This window comes from Stenotrophomonas sp. RS-48 (assembly GCF_030053245.1).
Taxonomy (GTDB): Bacteria; Pseudomonadota; Gammaproteobacteria; order Xanthomonadales; family Xanthomonadaceae; genus Stenotrophomonas; species Stenotrophomonas maltophilia_P.
Window position 1 is genome coordinate 17,036 of sequence record NZ_JASGBV010000019.1, and the last position, 20,709, is coordinate 37,744.

At 67.2% G+C, this 20,709-nt stretch carries 22 protein-coding genes; 12 read left to right on the top strand and 10 right to left on the bottom strand.

Annotated features, from left to right (window positions below; genetic code table 11):
* Nucleotides 1–45 precede the first annotated feature (45 nt).
* From QMZ25_RS04250 to QMZ25_RS04265, 4 genes are all read left to right on the top strand, one after another.
* Complete coding sequence (locus QMZ25_RS04250; protein WP_053519851.1) at nt 46–921, top strand: tryptophan 2,3-dioxygenase family protein; 876 nt, start codon at nt 46–48, stop codon at nt 919–921.
* A gap of 179 nt (nt 922–1,100) precedes the next feature.
* Nucleotides 1,101–2,600 carry an oligopeptide:H+ symporter gene (locus QMZ25_RS04255; RefSeq protein ID WP_053519850.1) on the top strand — a complete coding sequence of 500 codons (1,500 nt, stop codon included), beginning with the start codon at nt 1,101–1,103 and terminating at the stop codon, nt 2,598–2,600.
* Nucleotides 2,601–2,616: 16 nt separating this feature from the next.
* Nucleotides 2,617–3,216: a thioredoxin family protein gene (locus QMZ25_RS04260; protein WP_065174365.1), complete on the top strand. Its 600-nt coding sequence runs from the start codon at nt 2,617–2,619 to the stop codon at nt 3,214–3,216.
* A 131-nt stretch (nt 3,217–3,347) separates the two neighbouring features.
* Nucleotides 3,348–4,487 (top strand): hypothetical protein, encoded by a 1,140-nt coding sequence (locus QMZ25_RS04265; RefSeq protein ID WP_283219183.1) that lies wholly within the window; start codon nt 3,348–3,350, stop codon nt 4,485–4,487.
* A 43-nt stretch (nt 4,488–4,530) separates the two neighbouring features.
* Here the strand turns inward: QMZ25_RS04265 and QMZ25_RS04270 are convergent, their stop codons facing one another.
* Nucleotides 4,531–5,025: a MarR family transcriptional regulator gene (locus QMZ25_RS04270; protein WP_065174367.1), complete on the bottom strand. Its 495-nt coding sequence runs from the start codon at nt 5,023–5,025 to the stop codon at nt 4,531–4,533.
* A gap of 129 nt (nt 5,026–5,154) precedes the next feature.
* Here QMZ25_RS04270 and hppD point away from each other — a divergent pair, with 129 nt between their 5' ends.
* Both hppD and hmgA read left to right on the top strand, forming a co-directional pair.
* Nucleotides 5,155–6,267, top strand: a complete 1,113-nt coding sequence (gene hppD, locus QMZ25_RS04275; protein WP_227255313.1) for a 4-hydroxyphenylpyruvate dioxygenase — start codon at nt 5,155–5,157, stop codon at nt 6,265–6,267.
* An 83-nt stretch (nt 6,268–6,350) separates the two neighbouring features.
* Nucleotides 6,351–7,649, top strand: a complete 1,299-nt coding sequence (gene hmgA / locus QMZ25_RS04280) for a homogentisate 1,2-dioxygenase (RefSeq protein ID WP_065174368.1) — start codon at nt 6,351–6,353, stop codon at nt 7,647–7,649.
* Between the two features lie 3 nt (nt 7,650–7,652).
* Here hmgA and QMZ25_RS04285 read toward each other — a convergent pair whose 3' ends face one another.
* Nucleotides 7,653–8,177, bottom strand: coding sequence for a hypothetical protein (locus QMZ25_RS04285; protein ID WP_263176226.1), 525 nt, complete (start codon nt 8,175–8,177; stop codon nt 7,653–7,655).
* 121 nt (nt 8,178–8,298) lie between these two features.
* Here QMZ25_RS04285 and QMZ25_RS04290 point away from each other — a divergent pair, with 121 nt between their 5' ends.
* Together QMZ25_RS04290 and QMZ25_RS04295 are read left to right on the top strand one after the other, a co-directional pair.
* Nucleotides 8,299–8,955: a hypothetical protein gene (locus tag QMZ25_RS04290; protein WP_053515542.1), complete on the top strand. Its 657-nt coding sequence runs from the start codon at nt 8,299–8,301 to the stop codon at nt 8,953–8,955.
* 73 nt (nt 8,956–9,028) lie between these two features.
* Nucleotides 9,029–9,994, top strand: coding sequence for a sodium:calcium antiporter (locus tag QMZ25_RS04295; protein WP_197571976.1), 966 nt, complete (start codon nt 9,029–9,031; stop codon nt 9,992–9,994).
* Nucleotides 9,995–10,058: 64 nt separating this feature from the next.
* Here QMZ25_RS04295 and QMZ25_RS04300 read toward each other — a convergent pair whose 3' ends face one another.
* From QMZ25_RS04300 to QMZ25_RS04335, 8 genes are all read right to left on the bottom strand, one after another.
* Complete coding sequence (locus QMZ25_RS04300; RefSeq protein WP_053515546.1) at nt 10,059–10,448, bottom strand: Na+/H+ antiporter subunit G; 390 nt, start codon at nt 10,446–10,448, stop codon at nt 10,059–10,061.
* Nucleotides 10,445–10,729 carry a K+/H+ antiporter subunit F gene (locus QMZ25_RS04305; RefSeq protein ID WP_053515548.1) on the bottom strand — a complete coding sequence of 95 codons (285 nt, stop codon included), beginning with the start codon at nt 10,727–10,729 and terminating at the stop codon, nt 10,445–10,447. Before QMZ25_RS04305 ends, QMZ25_RS04300 begins: the two co-directional genes overlap by 4 nt.
* The gene (locus QMZ25_RS04310) at nt 10,726–11,232 is read right to left on the bottom strand and encodes a Na+/H+ antiporter subunit E (protein ID WP_164151955.1); all 507 of its coding nucleotides are present in this window, start codon (nt 11,230–11,232) and stop codon (nt 10,726–10,728) included. Before QMZ25_RS04310 ends, QMZ25_RS04305 begins: the two co-directional genes overlap by 4 nt.
* Nucleotides 11,229–12,764, bottom strand: a complete 1,536-nt coding sequence (locus QMZ25_RS04315; RefSeq protein WP_053515551.1) for a monovalent cation/H+ antiporter subunit D — start codon at nt 12,762–12,764, stop codon at nt 11,229–11,231. Before QMZ25_RS04315 ends, QMZ25_RS04310 begins: the two co-directional genes overlap by 4 nt.
* Nucleotides 12,761–13,138, bottom strand: coding sequence for a Na+/H+ antiporter subunit C (locus tag QMZ25_RS04320; protein ID WP_053515553.1), 378 nt, complete (start codon nt 13,136–13,138; stop codon nt 12,761–12,763). Before QMZ25_RS04320 ends, QMZ25_RS04315 begins: the two co-directional genes overlap by 4 nt.
* Nucleotides 13,138–15,966, bottom strand: coding sequence for a monovalent cation/H+ antiporter subunit A (locus tag QMZ25_RS04325; RefSeq protein ID WP_283219184.1), 2,829 nt, complete (start codon nt 15,964–15,966; stop codon nt 13,138–13,140). The genes QMZ25_RS04320 and QMZ25_RS04325 overlap by 1 nt, the downstream gene beginning before the upstream one ends.
* A 319-nt stretch (nt 15,967–16,285) precedes the next feature.
* Nucleotides 16,286–16,771 (bottom strand): Mpo1-like protein, encoded by a 486-nt coding sequence (locus QMZ25_RS04330; protein WP_283219185.1) that lies wholly within the window; start codon nt 16,769–16,771, stop codon nt 16,286–16,288.
* A 117-nt stretch (nt 16,772–16,888) separates the two neighbouring features.
* Entirely contained in the window at nt 16,889–17,815 is a 927-nt protein-coding gene (locus tag QMZ25_RS04335; protein WP_053515559.1) for a phosphoribosylaminoimidazolesuccinocarboxamide synthase, read from the bottom strand.
* 141 nt (nt 17,816–17,956) lie between these two features.
* Here QMZ25_RS04335 and QMZ25_RS04340 point away from each other — a divergent pair, with 141 nt between their 5' ends.
* The 4 genes from QMZ25_RS04340 (at nt 17,957) to yegS (ending at nt 20,624) form a co-directional block, all read left to right on the top strand.
* The gene (locus tag QMZ25_RS04340; protein WP_005411327.1) at nt 17,957–18,286 is read left to right on the top strand and encodes a DnaJ domain-containing protein; all 330 of its coding nucleotides are present in this window, start codon (nt 17,957–17,959) and stop codon (nt 18,284–18,286) included.
* Nucleotides 18,287–18,315: 29 nt separating this feature from the next.
* On the top strand, nt 18,316–18,993 hold the full coding sequence (rpe, locus tag QMZ25_RS04345; protein WP_065174373.1) for a ribulose-phosphate 3-epimerase: 678 nt from the start codon (nt 18,316–18,318) through the stop codon (nt 18,991–18,993).
* A 12-nt stretch (nt 18,994–19,005) separates the two neighbouring features.
* The gene (locus tag QMZ25_RS04350; RefSeq protein WP_065174518.1) at nt 19,006–19,488 is read left to right on the top strand and encodes a GNAT family N-acetyltransferase; all 483 of its coding nucleotides are present in this window, start codon (nt 19,006–19,008) and stop codon (nt 19,486–19,488) included.
* A 206-nt stretch (nt 19,489–19,694) separates the two neighbouring features.
* Complete coding sequence (gene yegS / locus QMZ25_RS04355; RefSeq protein ID WP_283219186.1) at nt 19,695–20,624, top strand: lipid kinase YegS; 930 nt, start codon at nt 19,695–19,697, stop codon at nt 20,622–20,624.
* The last annotated feature ends 85 nt before the right edge of the window (nt 20,625–20,709 follow it).

The window sequence follows — 20,709 nt, forward strand, 5'->3', positions numbered from 1 at the left end:
CGGCGGCAACGCGCTACCCTTGCCGCCCCCGATCTGGTCCCGCCCATGTCCGTCGACAACAACCAACGCGATCTCGAAGCCGGCATCCACACCGACCTGCACGGCCGGCTGACCTACGGCGGCTACCTGCGGCTGGACCAGCTGCTCAGTGCCCAGCAGCCGCTGTCCAACCCGCCGCACCACGACGAGATGCTCTTCATCATCCAGCACCAGACGTCGGAGCTGTGGTTGAAGCTGCTGGGGCACGAGCTTGGCGCGGCCATCGGCTTCCTGCAGCGTGATGAAGTCTGGCAGTGCCGCAAGGTGCTGGCCCGCAGCAAGCAGGTGCTGCGCCAGCTCACCGAGCAGTGGTCGGTGCTGGAAACCCTGACCCCGTCCGAGTACATGGGCTTCCGCGACGTGCTGGGGCCTTCCTCGGGCTTCCAGTCGCTGCAGTACCGCTACATCGAGTTCCTGCTGGGCAACAAGAACGCGCAGATGCTGCAGGTGTTCGAGCATGATCCGGCCGGGCAGGCGCAGCTGCGGAGCGTGCTGGAGGCACCCAGCCTGTACGAGGAATTCCTGAAGTACCTGGCCCGCTTCGGCCACGCCGTGCCGGCGATGTACGAGACCCACGACTGGACCCAGCCGCATGTGGCCGACGACGCCCTGCAGCCGGTCTTCGAGCGCATCTACCAGGACACCGACCGCTACTGGCGCGAGTATTCGCTGTGCGAGGACCTGGTGGACCTGGAGACGGCCTTCCAGCTCTGGCGGTTCCGCCACATGCGTACGGTGATGCGGGTGATCGGCTTCAAGCGTGGTACCGGAGGCTCGTCCGGGGTCGGCTTCCTGCGCCAGGCGCTGGAGCTGACCTTCTTCCCCGAGCTGTTCCAGGTGCGGACCACGCTGCAGGCCGCGCCCCCGCCGGAGCTGGGCTGATCCCCATTCATCCGGATCCCGGCCGGCGGCTGGATCGTTTCAGATGCAAGTTCAGCGAGCAGGCGGGCACCTGCCTCAAACGGCGTGTATTTGACGTGAACGCCACAAGTCGGTGATCCTCGCGCGTTGCTCCATTGCACATCGGACGTGCTCGTCATCCACCGAACCAGGAATCCCGCATGAGCGTAAACGCCACTGCGAACACCCCGGAGCCGGCGCTGCCGGACTTCAAGACCACGCTGGGCCACCCGCGCCCGCTGTGGATGCTGTTCATGACCGAGTTCTGGGAACGCTTTGCGTTCTACGGCATCCGCTGGGCCTTGGTGCTCTACATCGTCGCCCAGTTCTACAACGGCAACGCCGCCGGCGAGGGCGATGCCAGCCGTATCTACGGTGCCTATCTGGCGCTGGTGTACGCGGCGGCGATCTTCGGCGGCTACGTGGCCGACCGGGTGCTGGGCTACCAGCGCTCGATCCTGACCGGCGCGATCATCATGGCGGCCGGCCTGTTCATGATCTCGCTGCCGGAAGAGCATCTGTTCAAGCTCGGCCTGGCCACGATCATCGTGGGCAACGGCCTGTTCAAGCCGAACATCTCCACCATGGTCGGCAAGCTGTATGGCCTGAAGGACGAGCGCCGCGATTCGGGCTTCACCATCTTCTACATGGGCATCAACATCGGCGCGATGATCGCCCCGGTGCTGACCGAGTACCTGGCCCGCAAGGTGTTCGGCACTTCGGAAATGCCGTCGTACAAGGTCGTGTTCATCGCCTCCGGCGTGGGCATGCTGATCTCGCTGGTGTGGTTCTACATCGGCCGGGCCGGCCTGAAGGGCATCGGCGCACCGCCGGCCGGTGCCGAAGGCTTCGGTCGCATCGTGATGGTGCTGGTAGGCGCGCTGGTGGCCATCCCGGTCGCCTACTTCCTGCTGGCGACCGGCGCCACCGCGCTGGCCTGGATCCTGGGCGTGATGTTCGCTGCGCTGGCCGTGCTGCTGCTGGTCGAAGGCATCCGCGAGGGCAAGGTGCAGCGCGACCGCGTGATCGCCATGCTGATCATCTTCGCGTTCAACGTCATGTTCTGGATGTTCTTCGAACAGGCCGGCAGCTCGTTCACCTTCCTGGCCGAGAACATCGTCAACCGTGACTTCGGCAACTGGACCTTCCCGACCGCGTGGTTCCAGTCGGTGAACTCGGTGGCCATCATCACCCTGGCGCCGCTGATCGCCTGGATCTGGGTGGCCCTGGGTCGCGCCAATCCGTCCATCCCGCGCAAGTTCGGCCTGGGCCTGCTGTTCAACGGCGCGGCCTTCGCCCTGCTGATGTTTGCCCTGTCGCAGATGGTCGTGGACGGCAAGATCCCGTTCTGGACCCTGTTCATGGTCTACGTCATCCAGTCCGTCGGTGAGCTGTGCCTGTCGCCGATCGGCCTGTCGATGGTGACCAAGCTGGCCCCGGTCCGCCTGGTCGGCTTCGGCATGGGTGGCTGGTTCCTGTCCACCGGCATCGGCAACAACCTGTCGGGCATCTTCGCCGGCGCCGTCAGTGGTGAAGGCGGCATGACGATCGATTCGGCACTGAAGGGGTATACCTTCGGCTTCTGGGCCCTGATCGGTTCCGGCGTGGTGCTGTTCCTGATCGCCCCGCTGATCAACAAGCTGATGCACGGCGTCAAGTGATGAGAGGGTAGCTGGCATGCGTAGGAAGCTCGGTGGTGCGATGGGGATGGTCTGTGCGGCGCTGATCGGCGCGTGTTCGCAACCCCCGCCACCCGCCGCCACCGGGCCGACGCAGCCACTGGATACCCGTCCCACCGAGCCACCGGTCGCTGACCCCAGCGAACCGGTGGCCTCGGGCAACACCCCGGTGGCGGCGGATATCGCCGCCATCGCCGGGCTCAGTGCACAGTTCGACCCGGCCCGCGACCCCGCCGACGATCTGGCCACCGCCAAGGTGGAAGCCCAGCGTGGCAAGAAGCGCATCATCCTCGAGGTCGGCAACGCCGGCTGCGACCGCTGTCATGCGCTGGACCAGATCGTGGAGGGGGATGGCGACCTGCGCCGTTTCCGCGATGCCCACTACGTGTGGGTGAAGGTCAACGAGAGCGACGAGAAGCCCAACAGCGCTTTCCTCGGCCAGTTCCCGGAGATGGGCCGCGACTACCCCTACCTGCTGGTGCTCGATGCCGACGGCACCCTGCTGGCACCGCAGGCAACGGCGGCAATGCGCAGGGGCGAGACCTACCTGCCGGCGCAGGTGATGGCCTTCCTCAAGCAGTGGGCGCCTGATCGGTAGCGCCGGGCCATGCCCGGCGGATGCGCGCGCCGTCACATTCCCAGCATCGCCGCCTCAATTTCATCGCACGCACGCCGTTACCGGCAAGGCTCCCGGTCGACCCGACGTCGACGCACCCTACCGGAACGCCCATGCACAGCGACCACGCCGAACGATTGCCCGATCCTGCCAGCAGCCTGGGCGAGGGTGGTGCTGGCGAGGGCGTGACCCTGCCGGCACAGGACGCACTGCTGGATGACGTCGGCATCGGCGACAGTGCCCCCGAAGCGGCCCCGCCGCACCATCGCCTGCCGCAGATCGCACTGCCTGACAACGTCGTGCTGAAGGGCGCGGTGCAGACGCTGGTGGAACAGAAATCGCGACTCGATGCGCTGGCGTCGCAGGGCCAGCTGGCCGGCCTGCTGCCGCCGGAATGGCAGGGCAACGGCGTACGCGCCATCGAGCTGTCCACCTTCATCCAGGGCGTGCTGCCGTTCCTGCAGCCGGGAGAACGTGGCGAGACCGCGGCCGCGCGCCTGCCGGTGCGTCATGTGCTGGGCGACGACAGCCGTTGGGGCCTGCCGGATGTGGCCGAACCGAAGTCGCTGGCGTGGTACCTGGCCAGTGACGAACGCGCCACTGCGGGCGGCAGGGACGTGGCCGAAGCCTTTCTGGTCGGGGCGCTGGGCGTGGCGTGGATGCAGGAGGGGCGCAGCCGCGCGGGCTTCCTGCGTGCCGTGGGGCAGGACAGCCTGGCCGCGCGGGTGACCATGCTGGGCTATCCGGCGGCCACCGAGCTGGCGCTGTACAGCGTGGTCGCGCATGGCCAGTCGCAGGTCTGGTGCGTGTACGGTCGCCGTCGCATGCGTCCACTGGTCGCACCATGGCTGAGCGTGCCGCTGTTGACGGCGTACGGGGTGCCCGCACCGGTGCCATGGCCGTCCGGTTTTCCGCCCGTGGACGCCGTTGCCGAGGCGCTCGCGACCGCGCGCCAGGGACGCGCGCTGCCCGAGGTGGATCTGGGCAAGGTGGTGGCGAAGATGGCCGAAGACGCAGCCGGCGAAGCATGGCAGCCGGTCAGCCTGCTGCAGCTCAACACGTGGTCGCCGCGCTGGCATTTCTTCCTCGGCACCTTCGTCGGCGTGCCGTCGCTGCTGCTGGTGGCTGCCGCGCTGGCCCTGCCGGGTGCGGTCGAAGCAGCCACGGTTGCCGCGTCGCTGGGCTTTGCCGGTGGCGCGATCGGTGCACTCGCTGTGCCGTGGATCCATGCGCGGCGCAAGCACCTGAGCTGAACCGTGCTGTCCTGAGACTGGGGCCGAGCCCCGGCGGCACGCCTCAGACGCCTTCGCCCATCCGTTCCAGGCCATCGCCCGCCAGGCGCAGGATCAGCGTTTCCAGCAGCTGTTCCTCCTCCTCGCTCAGCACCGACATCAGCTTGCGGGTGATCTCGATCACCAGCGGCGCGATGGTCTCGTACACCTCGAAGCCCGCTGCCGACAGGGCCAGGACCGAGCGGCGACGGTCGTCGCCATGGGTCTCGCGCTTGATGAAGCCACGCTCGAGCAGGCGCGCCACCGCGCGGCTGACCGCCACCTTGTCCATCGCCGTGCGGTCGGAGACCTCGCTGGCCGACGACCCGGGATACAGCGCCAGGATGGTGATGACCCGCCATTCCGGAATGGCCAGACCGTAGCGATCACCGTACAGCTTGGCGATGTTGCCGCTGACCCGGTTGGACAGCACGCTCAGCCGGTAGGGCAGGAACTGTTCCAGGTCGAGCAGGACGTGCGATGCACGCAGGCGTGTCGAAGCGGGATCGGCGGGGCTCATGTTGCGGTGCACCTTGCTGGTGGTTTCAAGTGTAACTATAAGGGTTGGGTCCAGACCCTGCATTCTCGCCGGGTCGTTACCTGCCCGCACCTGGTTTGTACCGATGCGGTACCGATTCGGAGCCCCGCCATGAATACCGCAGTCCAGCCCTCCTCGCATCCCAATCCGGGCATGCAGGTCACCACCTTCGAGAACCCGATGGGCATCGATGGTTTCGAGTTCGTCGAGTTTGCTGCCCCGGCCGGCCGCGGCCAGGAGCTGCACGACTACTTCCGCAGGATGGGCTTCACGGCGGTGCTCAGGCACAAGCAGCGTCCGATTACCGTCTATCGCCAGGGCGACGTCAACTTCCTGGTCAATGAAGACCCGGATTCGTTCGCTGCCGACTTCGCCGAAAAGCATGGTCCGTGCGCCTGCGGCTTCGCCATCCGCTTCAAGAAGCCGGGCCAGGAGGTCTACCAGACCGCGCTGGGCAACGGTGCCGAGGCCATCGGCTTCAAGCCGGACAGCAAGGCGGTCGGCGCGCCGGTCATCAAGGGCATCGGTGACTGCATGCTGTACCTGGTCGACCGCTATGGCAGCGCCGGCAGCATCTACGACGGCGACTACGAGCCGATCGCCGGCGTCGATCAGCATCCGGTGGGCTTCGGCCTGACCTTCATCGACCACCTGACCCACAACCTGTACTTCGGCAACATGCAGCAGTGGTCGGACTACTACGAGCGGCTGTTCAACTTCCGCGAGATCCGCTACTTCGACATCAAGGGCCTGAAGACCGGCCTGGTGTCCAAGGCCATGACCGCGCCGGACGGCATCGTGCGCATTCCGCTCAACGAATCGTCCGATCCGAAGAGCCAGATCAACGAATACCTGGACGCCTACAAGGGCGAGGGCATCCAGCACATCGCCTGTTTCACCGAGAACATCTACGAGACCGTCGAGGCGATGCGTGCGCAGGGCGTGGATTTCCTCGACACACCGGACACCTACTTCGACGTGATCGACCAGCGCGTGCCGAACCATGGCGAGGACGTGCCGCGCCTGGCGAAGAACAAGATCCTCATCGACGCCGATCCGGAAACCCACCAGCGCAAGCTGCTGCAGATCTTCACCCAGAACTGCATCGGCCCGATCTTCTTCGAGATCATCCAGCGCAAGGGTAATGAAGGTTTCGGCGAAGGCAACTTCACTGCGCTGTTCGAGAGCATCGAGCGCGACCAGATCCGCCGCGGCGTGCTGTAACGTTTCAGACCTGCACCCTCAGCGGTAGCGCCGGGCCATGCCCGGCGGCTTTCCGTTCCGGCCTTGCCGTTCCAGGAGCCCCCATGTCCACCTCCATCACCGCCCGTGGCTACCAGTCCGGTTTCGGCAACGAATTCGCCACCGAAGCCGTGGCCGGCGCGCTGCCGGTCGGGCAGAACTCGCCGCAGAAGGTGGCCCATGGCCTGTATGCCGAGCAGCTGTCCGGCACCGCCTTCACCGCGCCGCGCGGCAGCAACCGGCGCAGCTGGCTGTACCGGATCCGCCCGGCGGTGACCCATGGTGAGTTCACCCCGTTCGCGCAATCGCGCCTGCAGTGCGATTTCGGCTCGCAGCCGGCCTCGCCGAACCAGCTGCGCTGGAGCCCGCTGCCGCTGCCGGAACTGCCCACCGACTTCGTCGAAGGGCTGTACACCATGGGCGGCAATGGTTCGCCGGATGCCCACGCCGGCGTCGGCATTCATCTGTATGCCGCGAACCGGGACATGGTTGGCCGCTACTTCTACGATGCCGACGGCGAACTGCTGATCGTGCCCCAGCTGGGTGGCCTGCGCCTGCTGACCGAGCTTGGCGTGATCGAGATCGAACCGCAGCAGATCGCGGTGATTCCGCGTGGCGTGCGCTTCCGCGTCGAGCTGCCTGATGGCCCGAGCCGGGGCTACATCTGCGAGAACTACGGCGCCCTGCTGAAGCTACCCGATCTGGGGCCGATCGGCGCCAACGGCCTGGCCAATCCGCGCGACTTTGAAACCCCGCATGCGGCCTTCGAGGACCTCGACGGTGAGTTCGAACTGATCGCCAAGTTCGAAGGACGCCTGTGGCGCGCGCCGATCGACCATTCGCCGCTGGACGTGGTCGCCTGGCACGGCAATTACGCGCCGTACCGCTACGATCTGCGCCGCTTCAACACCCTCGGTTCGATCAGCTACGACCACCCGGACCCGTCGATCTTCCTGGTACTGCATTCGCCCAGCGACACAGCAGGGACCAGCAACATGGATTTCGCCATCTTCCCGCCGCGCTGGCTGGTGGCGCAGAACACCTTCCGGCCACCGTGGTTCCACCGCAACATCGCCAGCGAGTTCATGGGCCTGGTGCACGGTGCCTACGATGCCAAGGCCGAAGGCTTCGTGCCGGGCGGCGCCTCCCTGCACAACTGCATGAGCGGCCACGGACCGGATGCACCGACCTTCGACAGGGCCTCCAGTGCCGATCTGTCCAGGCCCGACGTGGTCAAGGACACCATGGCCTTCATGTTCGAGACCCGCGCGGTGATCCGCCCGACCGCCCAGGCGCTTGATGCCGGGCACCGGCAGGCCGATTACCAGCAGTGCTGGGCAGGGCTGCGCAACAACTTCCGATGAGCCTCATGCGGCATCGGTGAAGGCGTCGCAGTGCTCCAGCGGCAGGACTTCCAGCAGCCGCTGCCGTACGCGTTCGCAGTAGCCTTCGGAGGTCAGCGTGGGCAGTACCTGCAACGCCGAGTGCAGCACCTGCAGCACATCGGTCTGCGCACGTGCCTGCTGCAGGTCGCGGAACAGCGCCGCTGCCTGTGGATGCCGCTGCAGCTCCAGGATACCCAGCACATAGATCCGTGAGGCGACCAGCGAGCGACGCCGTTCGATCGGCGTGGCCGCGGTCGCGGGTGTCTGCGGCCGTGCAGGGGTGGGCCCGGATGCCGTCACTGCGGGAGGAGGGGCGTCGGCTTCCAGATAGCCGGCATGGATCAGCTGGATCAGCATGGCCGGCGTCTCCTGGCCCATCAGCCCGCTCAGCTCGGTGACGCTGCGCTGGCCATCGCACAGGATCAGCAACCGGCGCTGGCGCATGTCCAGCGGCGCGCGGTGCGCCTGCAGCGCGGTTCGGGCGAGATCGGTCTTGCGCGGTTGCATGGATGGGACAGCCAGGACGGTGCACGCCGAGCCTGAACGAAGGCGATGAAACAGCGATGACAATGCAGCGCCTGCACGCGGCCTGCGGTAGCGTCCGCCCATCCCTCCTGGAGCGATACCGATGAAGCTGCTGCCATTGGCTGGCCTGATGCTGCTGTCCCTGACCGCCTGTGGCGGTGGTTCGGACAAACAGGGAGCGGCCGGCAGCGGCAGCGACTCGCCGGCCGAGACCGCCAGTGCCACCGGCCCGGCGCAATCGGCCGATCCGGACCTGGCGTCACGGCCGGCCAACGATGCCCGCGCCGACAGCCCCGCACGCCTGGACGGTTTCGGCGGGGTGGCGCTGGGTGCGGGCATCGCCGAGGTGCGCAGCGGCTTCGGCGCGCCGCTGCAGGGGCTGGGCAGCGATGCGGCAGGCAGGCCATTGCCGGCCGACGACGGCAACGAGGACTGCTATTTCCTGCGTCCGCAGCAGGCCGATGACCCACGCCTGATGATCGAAGGCCGCAAGCTGGTCCGCTATGACGTGCGCAGCGCCGCCATCACCGCGCCAGGCGGCGGCAGGGTCGGCATGACCCTGGGCGAGTTGCAGGTGCTGTATCCGGAGCGTGCCGATGTCGGTCCCGACAAGTACGACGACAAGGCCCAGCACCTGCGCGTGCGTCCGGCGCAGGAAGGTGCGGCGGTGATCGATTTCGCCCTGGGGCCCGACGGCCGGGTCAGCGCGTGGCGGGTCGGCCAGACCCCGCAGGTCGATTACACCGAAGGTTGTGGCTGATCCTTGATGCAGCGCCCAGCCTCGCGGCCGGGCCAAGCGTAGAATCGCGCGACGACCGCTGGGGGAGTGCTCGATGATCGCCATTGCCATCGCCTGGTTTCTGCTTGGCCTGCTGCTGCTGGGGCTCGGCGGAGACTCCATCGTCAAGGCCGTTTCCGGCCTGGCCCAGCGCTTCGGTGCCCGCCCGTTCACGGCGGGTCTGCTGCTGCTCGGCGTGGCGACGTCGATGCCGGAGCTGGTGGTCAACGCCCGCGCGCTGGCCGTGGGCCAGCCGGAACTGGCGCTGGGCAACGCGGTGGGCAGCAGCATCGCCAACCTGGGCCTGACCCTGGCGATCGCGGCGATCGCGGCCCCGTTGCTGCTGCGCGCACGCCTTCAGACCGTGCTCTGGTGGTCGCTGCTGGGGGCCGGCGTTCTGTTGATCCTGTTCGGGCTGGATGGCCGCCTCGCGCGCTGGGAAGGTGTCGTGCTGCTGGCCGGCTTCGTCGTCATGCAGGCCGTGCTGATGCGCCGTGGCCGCAGTGAGACCGCCGATGTGCAGGCGGCCATCGCACGATCGGCGCTGAGCCGCACCAGCCTGCCGTTGAATATGCTGCGTGTGCTGGTGGCCGTGGTGGCCCTTTACTGGGGGGCGCGGCTGGTCGTTGGCGCGGCGGCCGACTTCGGCGTCGCACTTGGATGGACGCCGCTGCTGGTCGGCCTGCTGCCGCTTGCGATCGGCACGGCCTTGCCGGAGGTGGCCACCGCCATCGCCGCCGCGCGGCGTGGCCATGGCGACATGGTGCTGGGCCACGTGCTCGGCTCCAGCGCGGTCAATCTGCTGCTGGTGATCGGCGCGATGGCGGCGCTGCAGCCGCTGGCCCTGCCGGCATCGTTCGTGCGCCTGGAACTGCCCGCGCTGCTGGCCTTTGCCCTGGTGCTGTATCCGATGCTGCGTGGCGACCTGAAGATCAGCCGTGGCGAAGGCGTGATCCTGCTGGTGGCGTTCGTCGGCTGGTTCGTATTGGAACTGCTGCTGGTGGGTGCACCGGCACTGTAGCGCCGAGCCCATGCACGGCTCGGCAGCAGATCCCCGCCCTGAGTGGATGCGGGGAGTCGTGTGATCAGCGTGTCGGGCTCTGCTCTTCTTTCCGCGCCGGCTCCGGCGGCGGCAGCTGCTCTTCGGCAGCCCGTTCGTTGCCGGGCAGGGTAGGACGGGTTTCCATCAGCAGCGACAACGCGGCCTTGGCCATCATGTGCGCGCTGATCGGCGCGGTGATGAACAGGAAGACGGTGATCAGCAGCTCGCGCGGCTGCGGATCCTGGCCGAGGAAGATGTGGTAGCAGACCGAACACACCAGCACGCAGCCCACGCCCAGCGTGCTGGCCTTGGTCGGCGCATGCAGCCGCTTGAAGAAGGTCGACAGCTTCACCAGGCCCAGCGCACCGACCAGGATGAAGAAGCAGCCGAACAGCAGCAGGACCGACAGGCCGATCTGGATCGCGGTGATCATTCGACGATGTCCCGGCGCAGCACGAACTTGCTCAGCACCACGGTGCTGCCGAAGCCGAGCATGGCGATCACCAGTGCGGCCTCGAAGTAGATCGGCGAGTTGAGGTACATGCCGAACAGCATCAGTTCGGCGATGGCAGTCACTGAAAGTGTGTCCAGGGCGAGGATGCGGTCAGGCACGCTCGGGCCGCGCAGCAGGCGCCAGGTCGCCAGCAGCATGGCCAGTCCGACCACGTGCATGCATACCACCAGGGTGGTCTGGATGACTTCAAAACCGGTCATGGGAAGATCTCCATCAACGGGGCTTCGTAACGTTGCTTGATCGTGTCGATCAGCGCCTGTGGATCCTCCAGGTGCAGCACGTGCACCAGCAGGAACCTGCGGTCGTCGCTGAGTGCCGCCGACACCGTACCCGGGGTCAGGGTGATCATGCTGGTCAGCGCGGCGATGCCGTGGATGTTGGCGATGTCCAGCGGCAGCCAGATGAAGCCCGGATGGATGTTCTTCTCCGGGCCGAGCACCTGCAGGGCCACCCGGATGTTGGACATCAGGATGTCCCACAGGGTGACGCACAGCAGCTTCGGTACCGGGCGCAACGTGCCGATGCGGGCGAACTCGCGGTCCAGGCGCGCGGCGAACAGCGGCACGACCACGCCCAGCACAAGGCCCAGCACGATCTGGCCAAGGTTGAAGCTGTCGGACATCAGCAGCCAGAACGCCACCACCATCATGCTCAGTGCGGGCGACGGTACCAGGCGGCGGAAAAGGGGGCGTTGCGCGGTCATGGCTGGCGGATCTCCGGTGTGGTCGCGCGCAACTGCTGCACGTACTCGCCCGGCTGCAGCAGCTGGGCGGCGGTGGCGTCGGTATGGCGCATCAGCGGGGCGGCGGCCAGGGTCATGCCGATGCCGTAGGCCAGCAGGATGCAGGCAGCGAACAGCTCGACCCTGCGCAGCTTGGCCTTGCGGGGCGGCGGCGCGTCCGGCTCGGGCAGCGGCACGCGCCAGAACAGGCGGATGCCCCCTCGGGTCAGGCCCATGATGACCAGCAGGCTGCTGACCAGCACGGCCGTCCATACCGCGCCGGTGTACTGCGCCGGCATCCCGGCCAGCAGGGCGGCCTTGGCCAGGAAGCCCGACAGCGGCGGAAGTCCGGCGACCGACACGGCGCCGATCAGGAACAGTACCGCCGGCGTTTCCTTGCCCGGCATCGGTGCGATCACTTCCTTGCGGTCGCTGGCACCGCCGCGTCGGCGCCGGATCAGGTCGGCCACCAGGAACAGCGCGGCAGCGACGAAACTGCTGTGTGGCAGATAGTACAGACCGGCGGAGAGCACCTTCGGCGTGCCCACCGAGAAGGCAATGAACAGGGTCGCGGCCGAGACGATCACCAGGTAGGAGATCAGCACGCGCAGGCGCGCGGCGGCCAGCGCGCCCAGGCCGCCCAGTACCAGCGTGGCCACGCCGGCCCACAGCAGCCAGTCGCGTCCGTATCCGGCCATCGCGCCGGCGTCCTCGCCGAACCACAGCATCTGCACGCGCAGCACGGCGTACAGGCCGACCTTGGTCATGATCGCAAACAGCGCAGCGACCGCAGCAGGTGCGCGCGCGTACGATTCGGGCAGCCAAAGGTACAGCGGCATCAGCGCGGCCTTGGCGCAGAACACCAGCAGCAGCAGGCCCATCGTGGCCTTCACCAGGGTCAGCTGTGCCGGCGGAACCTCGGCGATGCGCTGCGACAGCTCCGCCATGTTCAACGAGCCGAGCGAGGCGTACAGCAGGCCGAGTGCGATCAGGAACAGCGTCGATGCGGTGACATTGAACACCACGTAGTGCAGGCCGATGCGCATGCGCAGGCCACGGCCGCCGCTCAGCAGCAGGCCGTATGAAGCGATCAGCATCACCTCGAAGAACACGAACAGGTTGAAGATGTCGCCGGTGAGGAACGCACCGTTGAGGCCGACCAGCTGGAACTGGAACAGCGCATGGAAGTGCGGCGCGCGCCGGTCCCAGCCCGAGCAGGCATGCAGCAGGCAGGGGATGGCCAGCAGCAGGGTGGTCAGCAGCATCCACGCCGACAGCCGGTCGGCCACCAGCGCGATGCCCAGGCGCGAGGGCCAGTCACCCAGCAGGTAGACGCGGATGTCACCGCCTGCCGTATCGGCGAACAGCAGCCCGACCACCACGGCCAGGGCCGCCAGTGCTGTCCAGGCCACAGTCCGCTGTACCTTCGGACCATAGCGGCGATGCTCGACGAACAGTGACAGTGCGGCGCCGAGCAGGGGAACCAGGATCGGCAGGATCACCAGATGGTTCATGCGCGGTCCTCGCCCTGGCGCGGCGGCGCATCGTCATCGGGCTCGTGCGCGTCCACGTGGTCGCTGTGGTTGTCGCTGCGGCTGCGCATGGCCAGCACGATGCTCACTGCAGTCATCGCGAAGGCGATCACGATGGCCGTCAGTACCAGCGCCTGCGGCAACGGGTCGGTGTAGTTGCCCAGGTGGCTCTCCACGCCTTCCTGCAGCACCGGTGCCTTGCCCTGCACCAGGCGCCCACCGGCAAAGATCAGCAGGTTGGTGGCGTAGGACAGGAAGGTCATGCCAAGGATCACGTCGAAGCTGCGCGCCCGCAGCAGCAGGTACACGCCGATGGCGGTCAGCACGCCGATCGCGGTGGCCAGGGCCAGTTCCATCAGTGCATCTCCCCGGTGCGGGCCGAACGGCGTTGCAGATCGATCTCGCCCTTGCGGGCGGTGCGGGTTCGAGAGGGCTTGACCGTGCCCATCATCGACAGCATCAGCATGGCGCCACCGAACACCACCAGGTACACGCCGATGTCGAAGCCGATCGCGCTGGCCAGCGGCACGTCGCCGATCAGCGGCAGGTGCAGGTCGAGGTGCCCGCTGGTCAGGAACGGCACGCCGAACAGCATCGAAGCACTGCCACTGAGCAGGGCGATCAGCAGGCCGGTGCCGATGCACCGGATGTAGTCGAAGCCGAAGCGCGACTCCACCGATGCCGTACCCTGGATCACGTACTGGATCAGCAGCGGCACCGCCAGTACCAGGCCGGCGATGAACCCGCCGCCCGGGGCGTTGTGACCGCGCAGGAACAGGAAGATGGAGACCGTCAGCGTCAGCGGGAACATGATCTGCGCCAGGTCGGCCGGTACCGGCAGCTTGATCGGCGGCCCGGGCATGATCTGCTCCGGGGCCATCCGCGTGCGGCGCAGCAGCGCGTGCACCACCAGCGCGGCGATGCCGAACACGGTGATCTCGCCGAAGGTATCAAAGCCGCGGAAGTCGACCAGGATCACGTTGACCACGTTCTGGCCATACGCTTCGGGCAGGGCACGCGCGACCAGCTCACCGGCCATGGTGTTCGGCGGCAGGGTCATCGCGGTATAGGCCAGCGCGCCGAGACCGGAACCGGCGATGACCGCGATCAGCGCGTCGCGGCGCTTGCGCCAGCGCGGCCGCTCCGGTCCGGACTGGGCGGGCAGATAGTTCATCCCCAGCAGCATCAGGACCAGGGTCACCATCTCCACCAGCAGCTGGGTCAGTGCCAGATCCGGTGCCGACAGGAACACGAAGGTCAGCGCCACCATCAGGCCGACCCCGCCCACCAGCAGCACCGCCAGCAGGCGCTGCTTGTACACGCGCAGCGTGGCGATCGCGCAGCCCATCATCACCAGCCACAACGCCCAGCCCAGCAGTGGAATCGGCTGCGGCGCGGTCCAGTTCGGGGACGCCGGGTTCGCCACGAACGGCGCGGCGGCCACCACGATCGCGACCAGCACCAGGCCCAGCAGCATCCGCTGCAGGCTGCCGTTGGCAATGCCGTTGGTCAGGCGCATGGCCAGTGCGGAAACCGCATCCAGCTGCGCATGGAACACGTTGCGGCCGGTGGTGGTATTGGTCACGGCATGCAGGTTGATCAGCTTGCGCAGGCCGAAGTACAGGGCGATACCGCCCACCACGCCGATCGCGCTCATCGCCAGCGGCAGGTTGAAGCCATGCCATACCGACAGGCTGTACTCGGGCATGGCGCTGCCGAGGATGGAGGCGGCAGCGGCATGCAGGACCGGCGCCACCGTCAGCGCGGGCGCGATGCCGACTGCCACGCAGACCACCACCAGCAGTTCCACCGGTACCTTCATCCAGCGCGGCGGTTCATGGGGAACGCGGTCCAGCCCGTGCGGGCCGGGGGCGAAGAAGGTGTCGTGCACGAAGCGCAGGCTGTAGGCCACGCCGAACACGCCGGCCAGCAACGCCGCGATCGACACCGCCATGCGCATGGTCTCGGTGCCGCCGGCGCTGATCGCCTCGGCGAACAGCATTTCCTTGGACAGGAAGCCGTTGAGCAGCGGAATGCCGGCCATGGCCAGCGAGGCGATGATCGCCAGTGCGCTGGTGAAGGGCATCAGTTTCCGCAGTCCGCCCAGCTTGCGCATGTCGCGGGTGCCGGTTTCATGGTCGATGATGCCGGCGGCCATGAACAGCGAGGCCTTGAAGGTGGCGTGGTTGAGGATGTGGAACACGCCGGCGACCACCGCCATCGGCGTGGACAGGCCGAACAGCAGGGTGATCAGGCCCAGGTGGGAGATCGTCGAATACGCCAGCAGCCCTTTCAGGTCGTGCTGGAAGATCGCGTTCCAGGCGCCGATCAGCAGGGTCAGCGCGCCGATGCCGCTCACCGTATAGAAGAACAGGTCGCTGCCGGCCAGTGCCGGATGCAGGCGCGCCAGCAGGAACACGCCTGCTTTGACCATGGTGGCCGAGTGCAGGTAGGCCGAGACCGGTGTCGGCGCCGCCATCGCATGCGGCAACCAGAAATGGAACGGGAACTGCGCGCTCTTGGTGAAGATGCCGGTCAGCACCAAGAACAGGGCATAGGGATACAGCGCGCTGGCGCGGATCTGTTCACCGGCCGCCAGCACCACATCCAGGTCGAAGCTGCCGACGATGCGCCCGATCAGCAGCACGCCACCGAGCAGGGCCAGCCCGCCGCCGCCGGTGATCACCAGCGCCATGCGTGCGCCCTCGCGCGCATCCTGGCGATGCGACCAGAAGCCGATCAGCAGGAACGAGCTGATGCTGGTCATTTCCCAGAAGATCATCAGCAACAGCAGGTTGCCCGACAGCACCATGCCGAGCATGGCGCCCATGAACAGCAGCAGGTAGCAGTAGAAGCGGTGGGCGTTGTCCTGCGCACTGAGGTAGTACCGCGCGTACAGCACCACCAGCGCGCCGATGCCCAGCACCAGGCCGGCAAACATCCAGGCCAGGCCGTCCAGCCGCAGATGGAAGTCCAGGCCGATCTGCGGCAGCCAAGGCAGCAGGGTGCGGACGATCTGGCCGTCGAGCACCGCCGGGGTGAGCCAGCCGAGAATGGCCAAGCCGCCCAACGGCGCCAGCGCCGCCAGCCAGGCAGCAGTCGAGCGCGAACTACGGGGGAAGGCCGCAACAGCCGCTGCCATCAGGAACGGCAGGGCCAGCAGCAGAGGCAGGCTGGGGAGCATGCAGGGAATCCATGATTCACGAGCAGGTCAGTGAGGATAACAGGCTGCGAAATGTCGCCGAAAGCCATCGAACGGCGATCAATTGCCTGTAACGTTCGCTGATTCATTTTTTTGCAGTGCAGCATCTGCTCCGCGGTGCCGGCAGGGGCTGCACCCTACGCCCGCGCACGGCGACCGCAGGCCCTGTCGCACAGGGGCTGCCGCTGCGACAGGCGCTCAGGCAAAGGGCTGAGCGTGCAGGCTGGCAGGCCGGCAGTGGACCGCAGGTGAGGAAACCCGCCCGTTCAGGAAGCGAGGGTGACGCTCGCCCGGAGGCGTGTCAGTAACGCCAGTCGAGCCTGCGATAGAGCTTGGCCATCACCCAGGCCGGGCCGATCAGCAGGTAAGTCAGGTCGGTCAGGAAGCTGGGCTTGCGGCCCTCGAACTTGTGCCCGATGAACTGCGCGATCCAGGCCACCACGAACCCCGTCACCGCCAGCCAGAACAGGTTGTGCAGGCCGATCTCGGCCTCCAGCAGGCGGCACAGGCAGCCGAACACGAAGAACTGGATGAGCATGCCGATGCCCAGCGGACGCGACAGCTTGTTGTAGAAGCACCAGGCACTGAACATCGCGAACGCCGACCAGATGCCGTACTGGAACCAGGTGATCAGGGGGGGCAGGCACCACAGCAGGGCCACGGCCGACCACAGGATGGCCGGTACCGCGACCACGTGGATGCGCTGGTTGATCGTATTGCGGTGATCGTCGGAGTAGCTGGCGAAGTAGCGGTCGATCGGCCGCGCGAGCTCGGTGGTGGTCTGCATGCTTCTTCGCTTCCTCCGGTGAGGCCGACAGCATACTCCCGGGCGCCTTCGCACAGCGCCACCCTGGGCGCTGCCGGGCAGGACGCCCCCGGTCGCTGCGACCGGGGGCGCAGGGGATCAGTCGACGCTGATCCCGGCCAAACGCTGCAGCGCCTCGGCGTACTTGGCGCGGGTGCGCTCGATGATCTCCGCCGGGATGTTCGGGCCCGGGGCGGTCTTGCCCCAGTCCAGCGTCTCCAGGTAATCGCGCACGAACTGCTTGTCGTAGCTGGGCGGGCTGGTGCCCACTTCGTACTCGTCGGCCGGCCAGTAACGCGATGAATCCGGCGTCAGCATCTCGTCCATGATGTACAGGCGGCCGTCGGCATCGGTGCCGAACTCGAACTTGGTGTCGGCCAGGATGATGCCGCGCTCGCGGGCGTAATCGGCGGCGAACTTGTAGATGCGCAGGGTGGCATCGCGCACGCGCTCGGCCAGTTCGGCGCCGACCTGCCGCACCATCGCATCGAAATCGATGTTCTCGTCATGGTCGCCCACCGCGGCCTTGGTCGAGGGGGTAAAGATCGGTTCGGGCAGCTGCTCGGCCTGGCGCAGCCCATCGGGCAGGTCGATGCCGCTGACCTTGCCGGTGCGCTGGTAGTCCTTCCAGCCGCTGCCGATCAGGTAGCCGCGGGCGATCGCTTCCACCGGCACCGGCTTCAGCTTGCGGGTGACCACGGCGCGCCGGGCGTACAGCGCCGGGTCCACGCCTTCAGGCAGCACGCTGGCCACGTCGATGCCGGTCAGGTGATTGGGCATCAGGTGCGCGGTCTTGGCGAACCAGAAATTGGAGACCTGGCAGAGCATTTCGCCCTTGCCGGGGATCGGGTCGGGCAGCACCACGTCGAACGCCGACAGGCGATCGGTGGCGACCATCAGCAGGTAGTCGCCCGGCGGGGTCCCTGCAGGCAGCCGCTCGCGCGGGATATCGAACACATCACGCACCTTGCCGCGGTGGCGCAAGGGCAGGCCGGGGAGATCGGATTGCAACAGCGTGGTTGGCACGGGCACTCCTGGGGCGTTGTCGATACGGCTGCCCAACGGACCCGGCGGGCCCGCTGACCAGCGGGCGGCCTAGTGTAAAGCCGTCCGGGCCCGCTGTGACGTAAAATGAGCGTCCATTTCGTCGGTCGACCCCGGAGCGCCATGCGCTGGTACGGAAAACTGCTCGGATTCATCGCCGGCGCCCTGCTGTTCCGGCCCAATCCGCTGTTCGGCGCGGTGGTCGGCCTGCTGATCGGCCATGCCTTTGATTCGGATTGGTTCCGCCTGAACAAGGAGAACCCGTACCGGGAGCTGGGGCTGACCTCCGAGGCCACCGATGCCGAGGTCGAGCGCGCCTACCGCAAGCTGATCTCGCAGTATCACCCGGACAAGCTTGGCGGCGCCGCCCCCGAGCTGCAGCAGCAGGCCGAGCAGAAGTCGCGGCGCATCAACGCCGCCTACGACCGCATCAAGACCCTGCGCAAGCGCTGACCCCTTTCCCCTCGTTGCAAGGCCCGGCCATGTCCCACTGCCTCATCGCCCCCTCCATCCTGTCCGCCGATTTCGCCCGCCTCGGCGAGGAAGTCGACAACGTCCTGGCCGCCGGTGCGGACTGGGTCCACTTCGACGTGATGGACAACCATTACGTACCCAACCTGACCATCGGCCCGATGGTCTGCCAGGCACTGCGCAAGCACGGCGTGACCGCGCCGATCGACGTGCACCTGATGGTCGAGCCGGTCGACCGCATCATCCCGGACTTCGCCGAAGCCGGTGCCACCTACATCAGCTTCCATCCGGAGGCCAGCCGCCACGTGCACCGCACGATCCAGCTGATCCGTTCGCTGGGCTGCAAGCCGGGCATCGTGCTGAACCCGGCCACGCCGGTGGACATCCTCGACTGGGTGCTGGATGACCTGGACCTGGTGCTGCTGATGTCGGTCAACCCGGGATTCGGCGGCCAGGCCTTCATTCCTTCGGCGCTGGACAAGCTGCGCGTGGTCCGCCAGAAGATCGATGCCAGCGGCAAGGACATCCGCCTGGAAATCGACGGTGGCGTGAAGGCCGACAACATCGGCGAGATCGCGGCTGCGGGCGCCGACACCTTCGTCGCCGGCTCGGCCATCTTCAATGCCAAGACCCCTTACCAGGACGTGATCGCGCAGATGCGCGCCAACGTCGCTGCGGCGCGGGGCTGAGGCATGAGCACGGTGGCCGTGTTGAACATCCGCCCGGCCACTGCCGCCGACGCGGGCCTGATCCTGCGCTTCATCCGTGAGCTGGCCATCTATGAGCGGGCCGAGCATTCGGTGCAGACCGACGAGATCGGCATCGCCGAAAGCCTGTTCGGTCCCGACGCAACTGCCCGCGCGCTGATCTGTGAAGCCGATGGCGAGGCCATCGGCTATGCGGTGTATTTCTACAACTACTCCACCTGGCTGGGCCGCAAGGGCATCTACCTGGAAGACCTGTATGTCAGCCCGCAGCAGCGGGGCGCGGGCGCTGGCAAGGCGCTGCTGAAATACATCGCGCGGCAGGCGGTCGCCGAAGGCTGCGGTCGCTTCGAATGGTCGGTGCTGGACTGGAACACGCCGGCCATCGAGTTCTACACCGCAGCGGGCGCGAAACCGCAGGATGAGTGGACCGTATACCGGCTGCAGGGCCAGGCGCTGCACGATTTCGCCAACGGCTGACGATCGCGCCCGGGTGCGACTTCAAAAAAAAGGCCACGCCCATCGTTGGCGTGGCCTCGCTGCATGCGTGGGAGGCTGATCCTGCCTCCATCCGTCGTCCCTGCTATGGCCTTCCATTCTCCGGGAGCTGAATGACACGCATGTGACATTCACTGCCGGCAAACGGTGCGTTGCTAGCCTGTGCCACCCCACACCGGAATCCCCGCATGACCGCACCGCGCTGGCGCCTGATCCTCAACGGCAAGTCCGCAGGCAATGACGAGCTGCGCGACGCGGTGCGCCAGTGGCGGGAGCGGGGCGTGCAGCTGGAGGTACGGGTCACCTGGGAAGAGGGTGACGCCGAGCGTTATGTGGCCGAGGCCATCGACCACGGGGTAGACGTGATCGTGGCGGCAGGCGGCGACGGCACGCTCAGTGCGGTGGCCGAAACGCTGGCCCACCGCGATGAATCCGCCGATGCCCTGCCTTCGCTGGCGTTGGTCCCGATGGGCACCGCCAATGACTTCGCCACCTCGGCGAACATTCCGACCGAGCCGGAGGCCGCGCTCGCGCTGATCGGGCAGGCCACGGCACATGCCATCGATCTGCTGCGCGTGGATGCCGATGGCACACCCTGGTGGTGCGCCAACTTGGCCAGTGGCGGTTTCGGCACGCAGGTCACCGTGGAAACCGATGCCGGCCTGAAGAAGATGCTCGGTGGCCTGGCCTACGTGATCACCGGCATTGCCAAGCTGGGGCGGATCGAGCCGATCACCGCGCGTCTGCACGGTCCGGACTTCGCCTGGGAAGGCGGCTTCATCGCGCTGGGGATCGGCAACGGCCGGCAGGCCGGTGGTGGCCAGCAGCTGTGCCCACAGGCACTTATCGATGACGGCCTGCTGGATGTCACCGTCGTACCCGAACTGGAGGGGGAGGTGGCGTCGACGCTGGGGCAGATGCTCACCGGTGGCAAGGAAGCGGCGCTGGAACGGGTGGCCACCCGCGTCCGGCTGCCCTGGCTGCAGCTCGAGTCGGCGCAGCCACTGACCCTGAACCTGGACGGTGAGCCCGTGCAGGCGCGGCGGTTCCGCATCGACTGCGTGGCTGGTCGGGTGCGCATGCATCTGCCGGCCGATTGCCCGCTGCTGGCCACGTAAGGTGGCTGCCACGCCTGGCGCTGCGGGGTTCCACTCCCGTCCAAGCTGCGATACAGTCAAGGGGTGTCCAGCCTGACGACCCCGC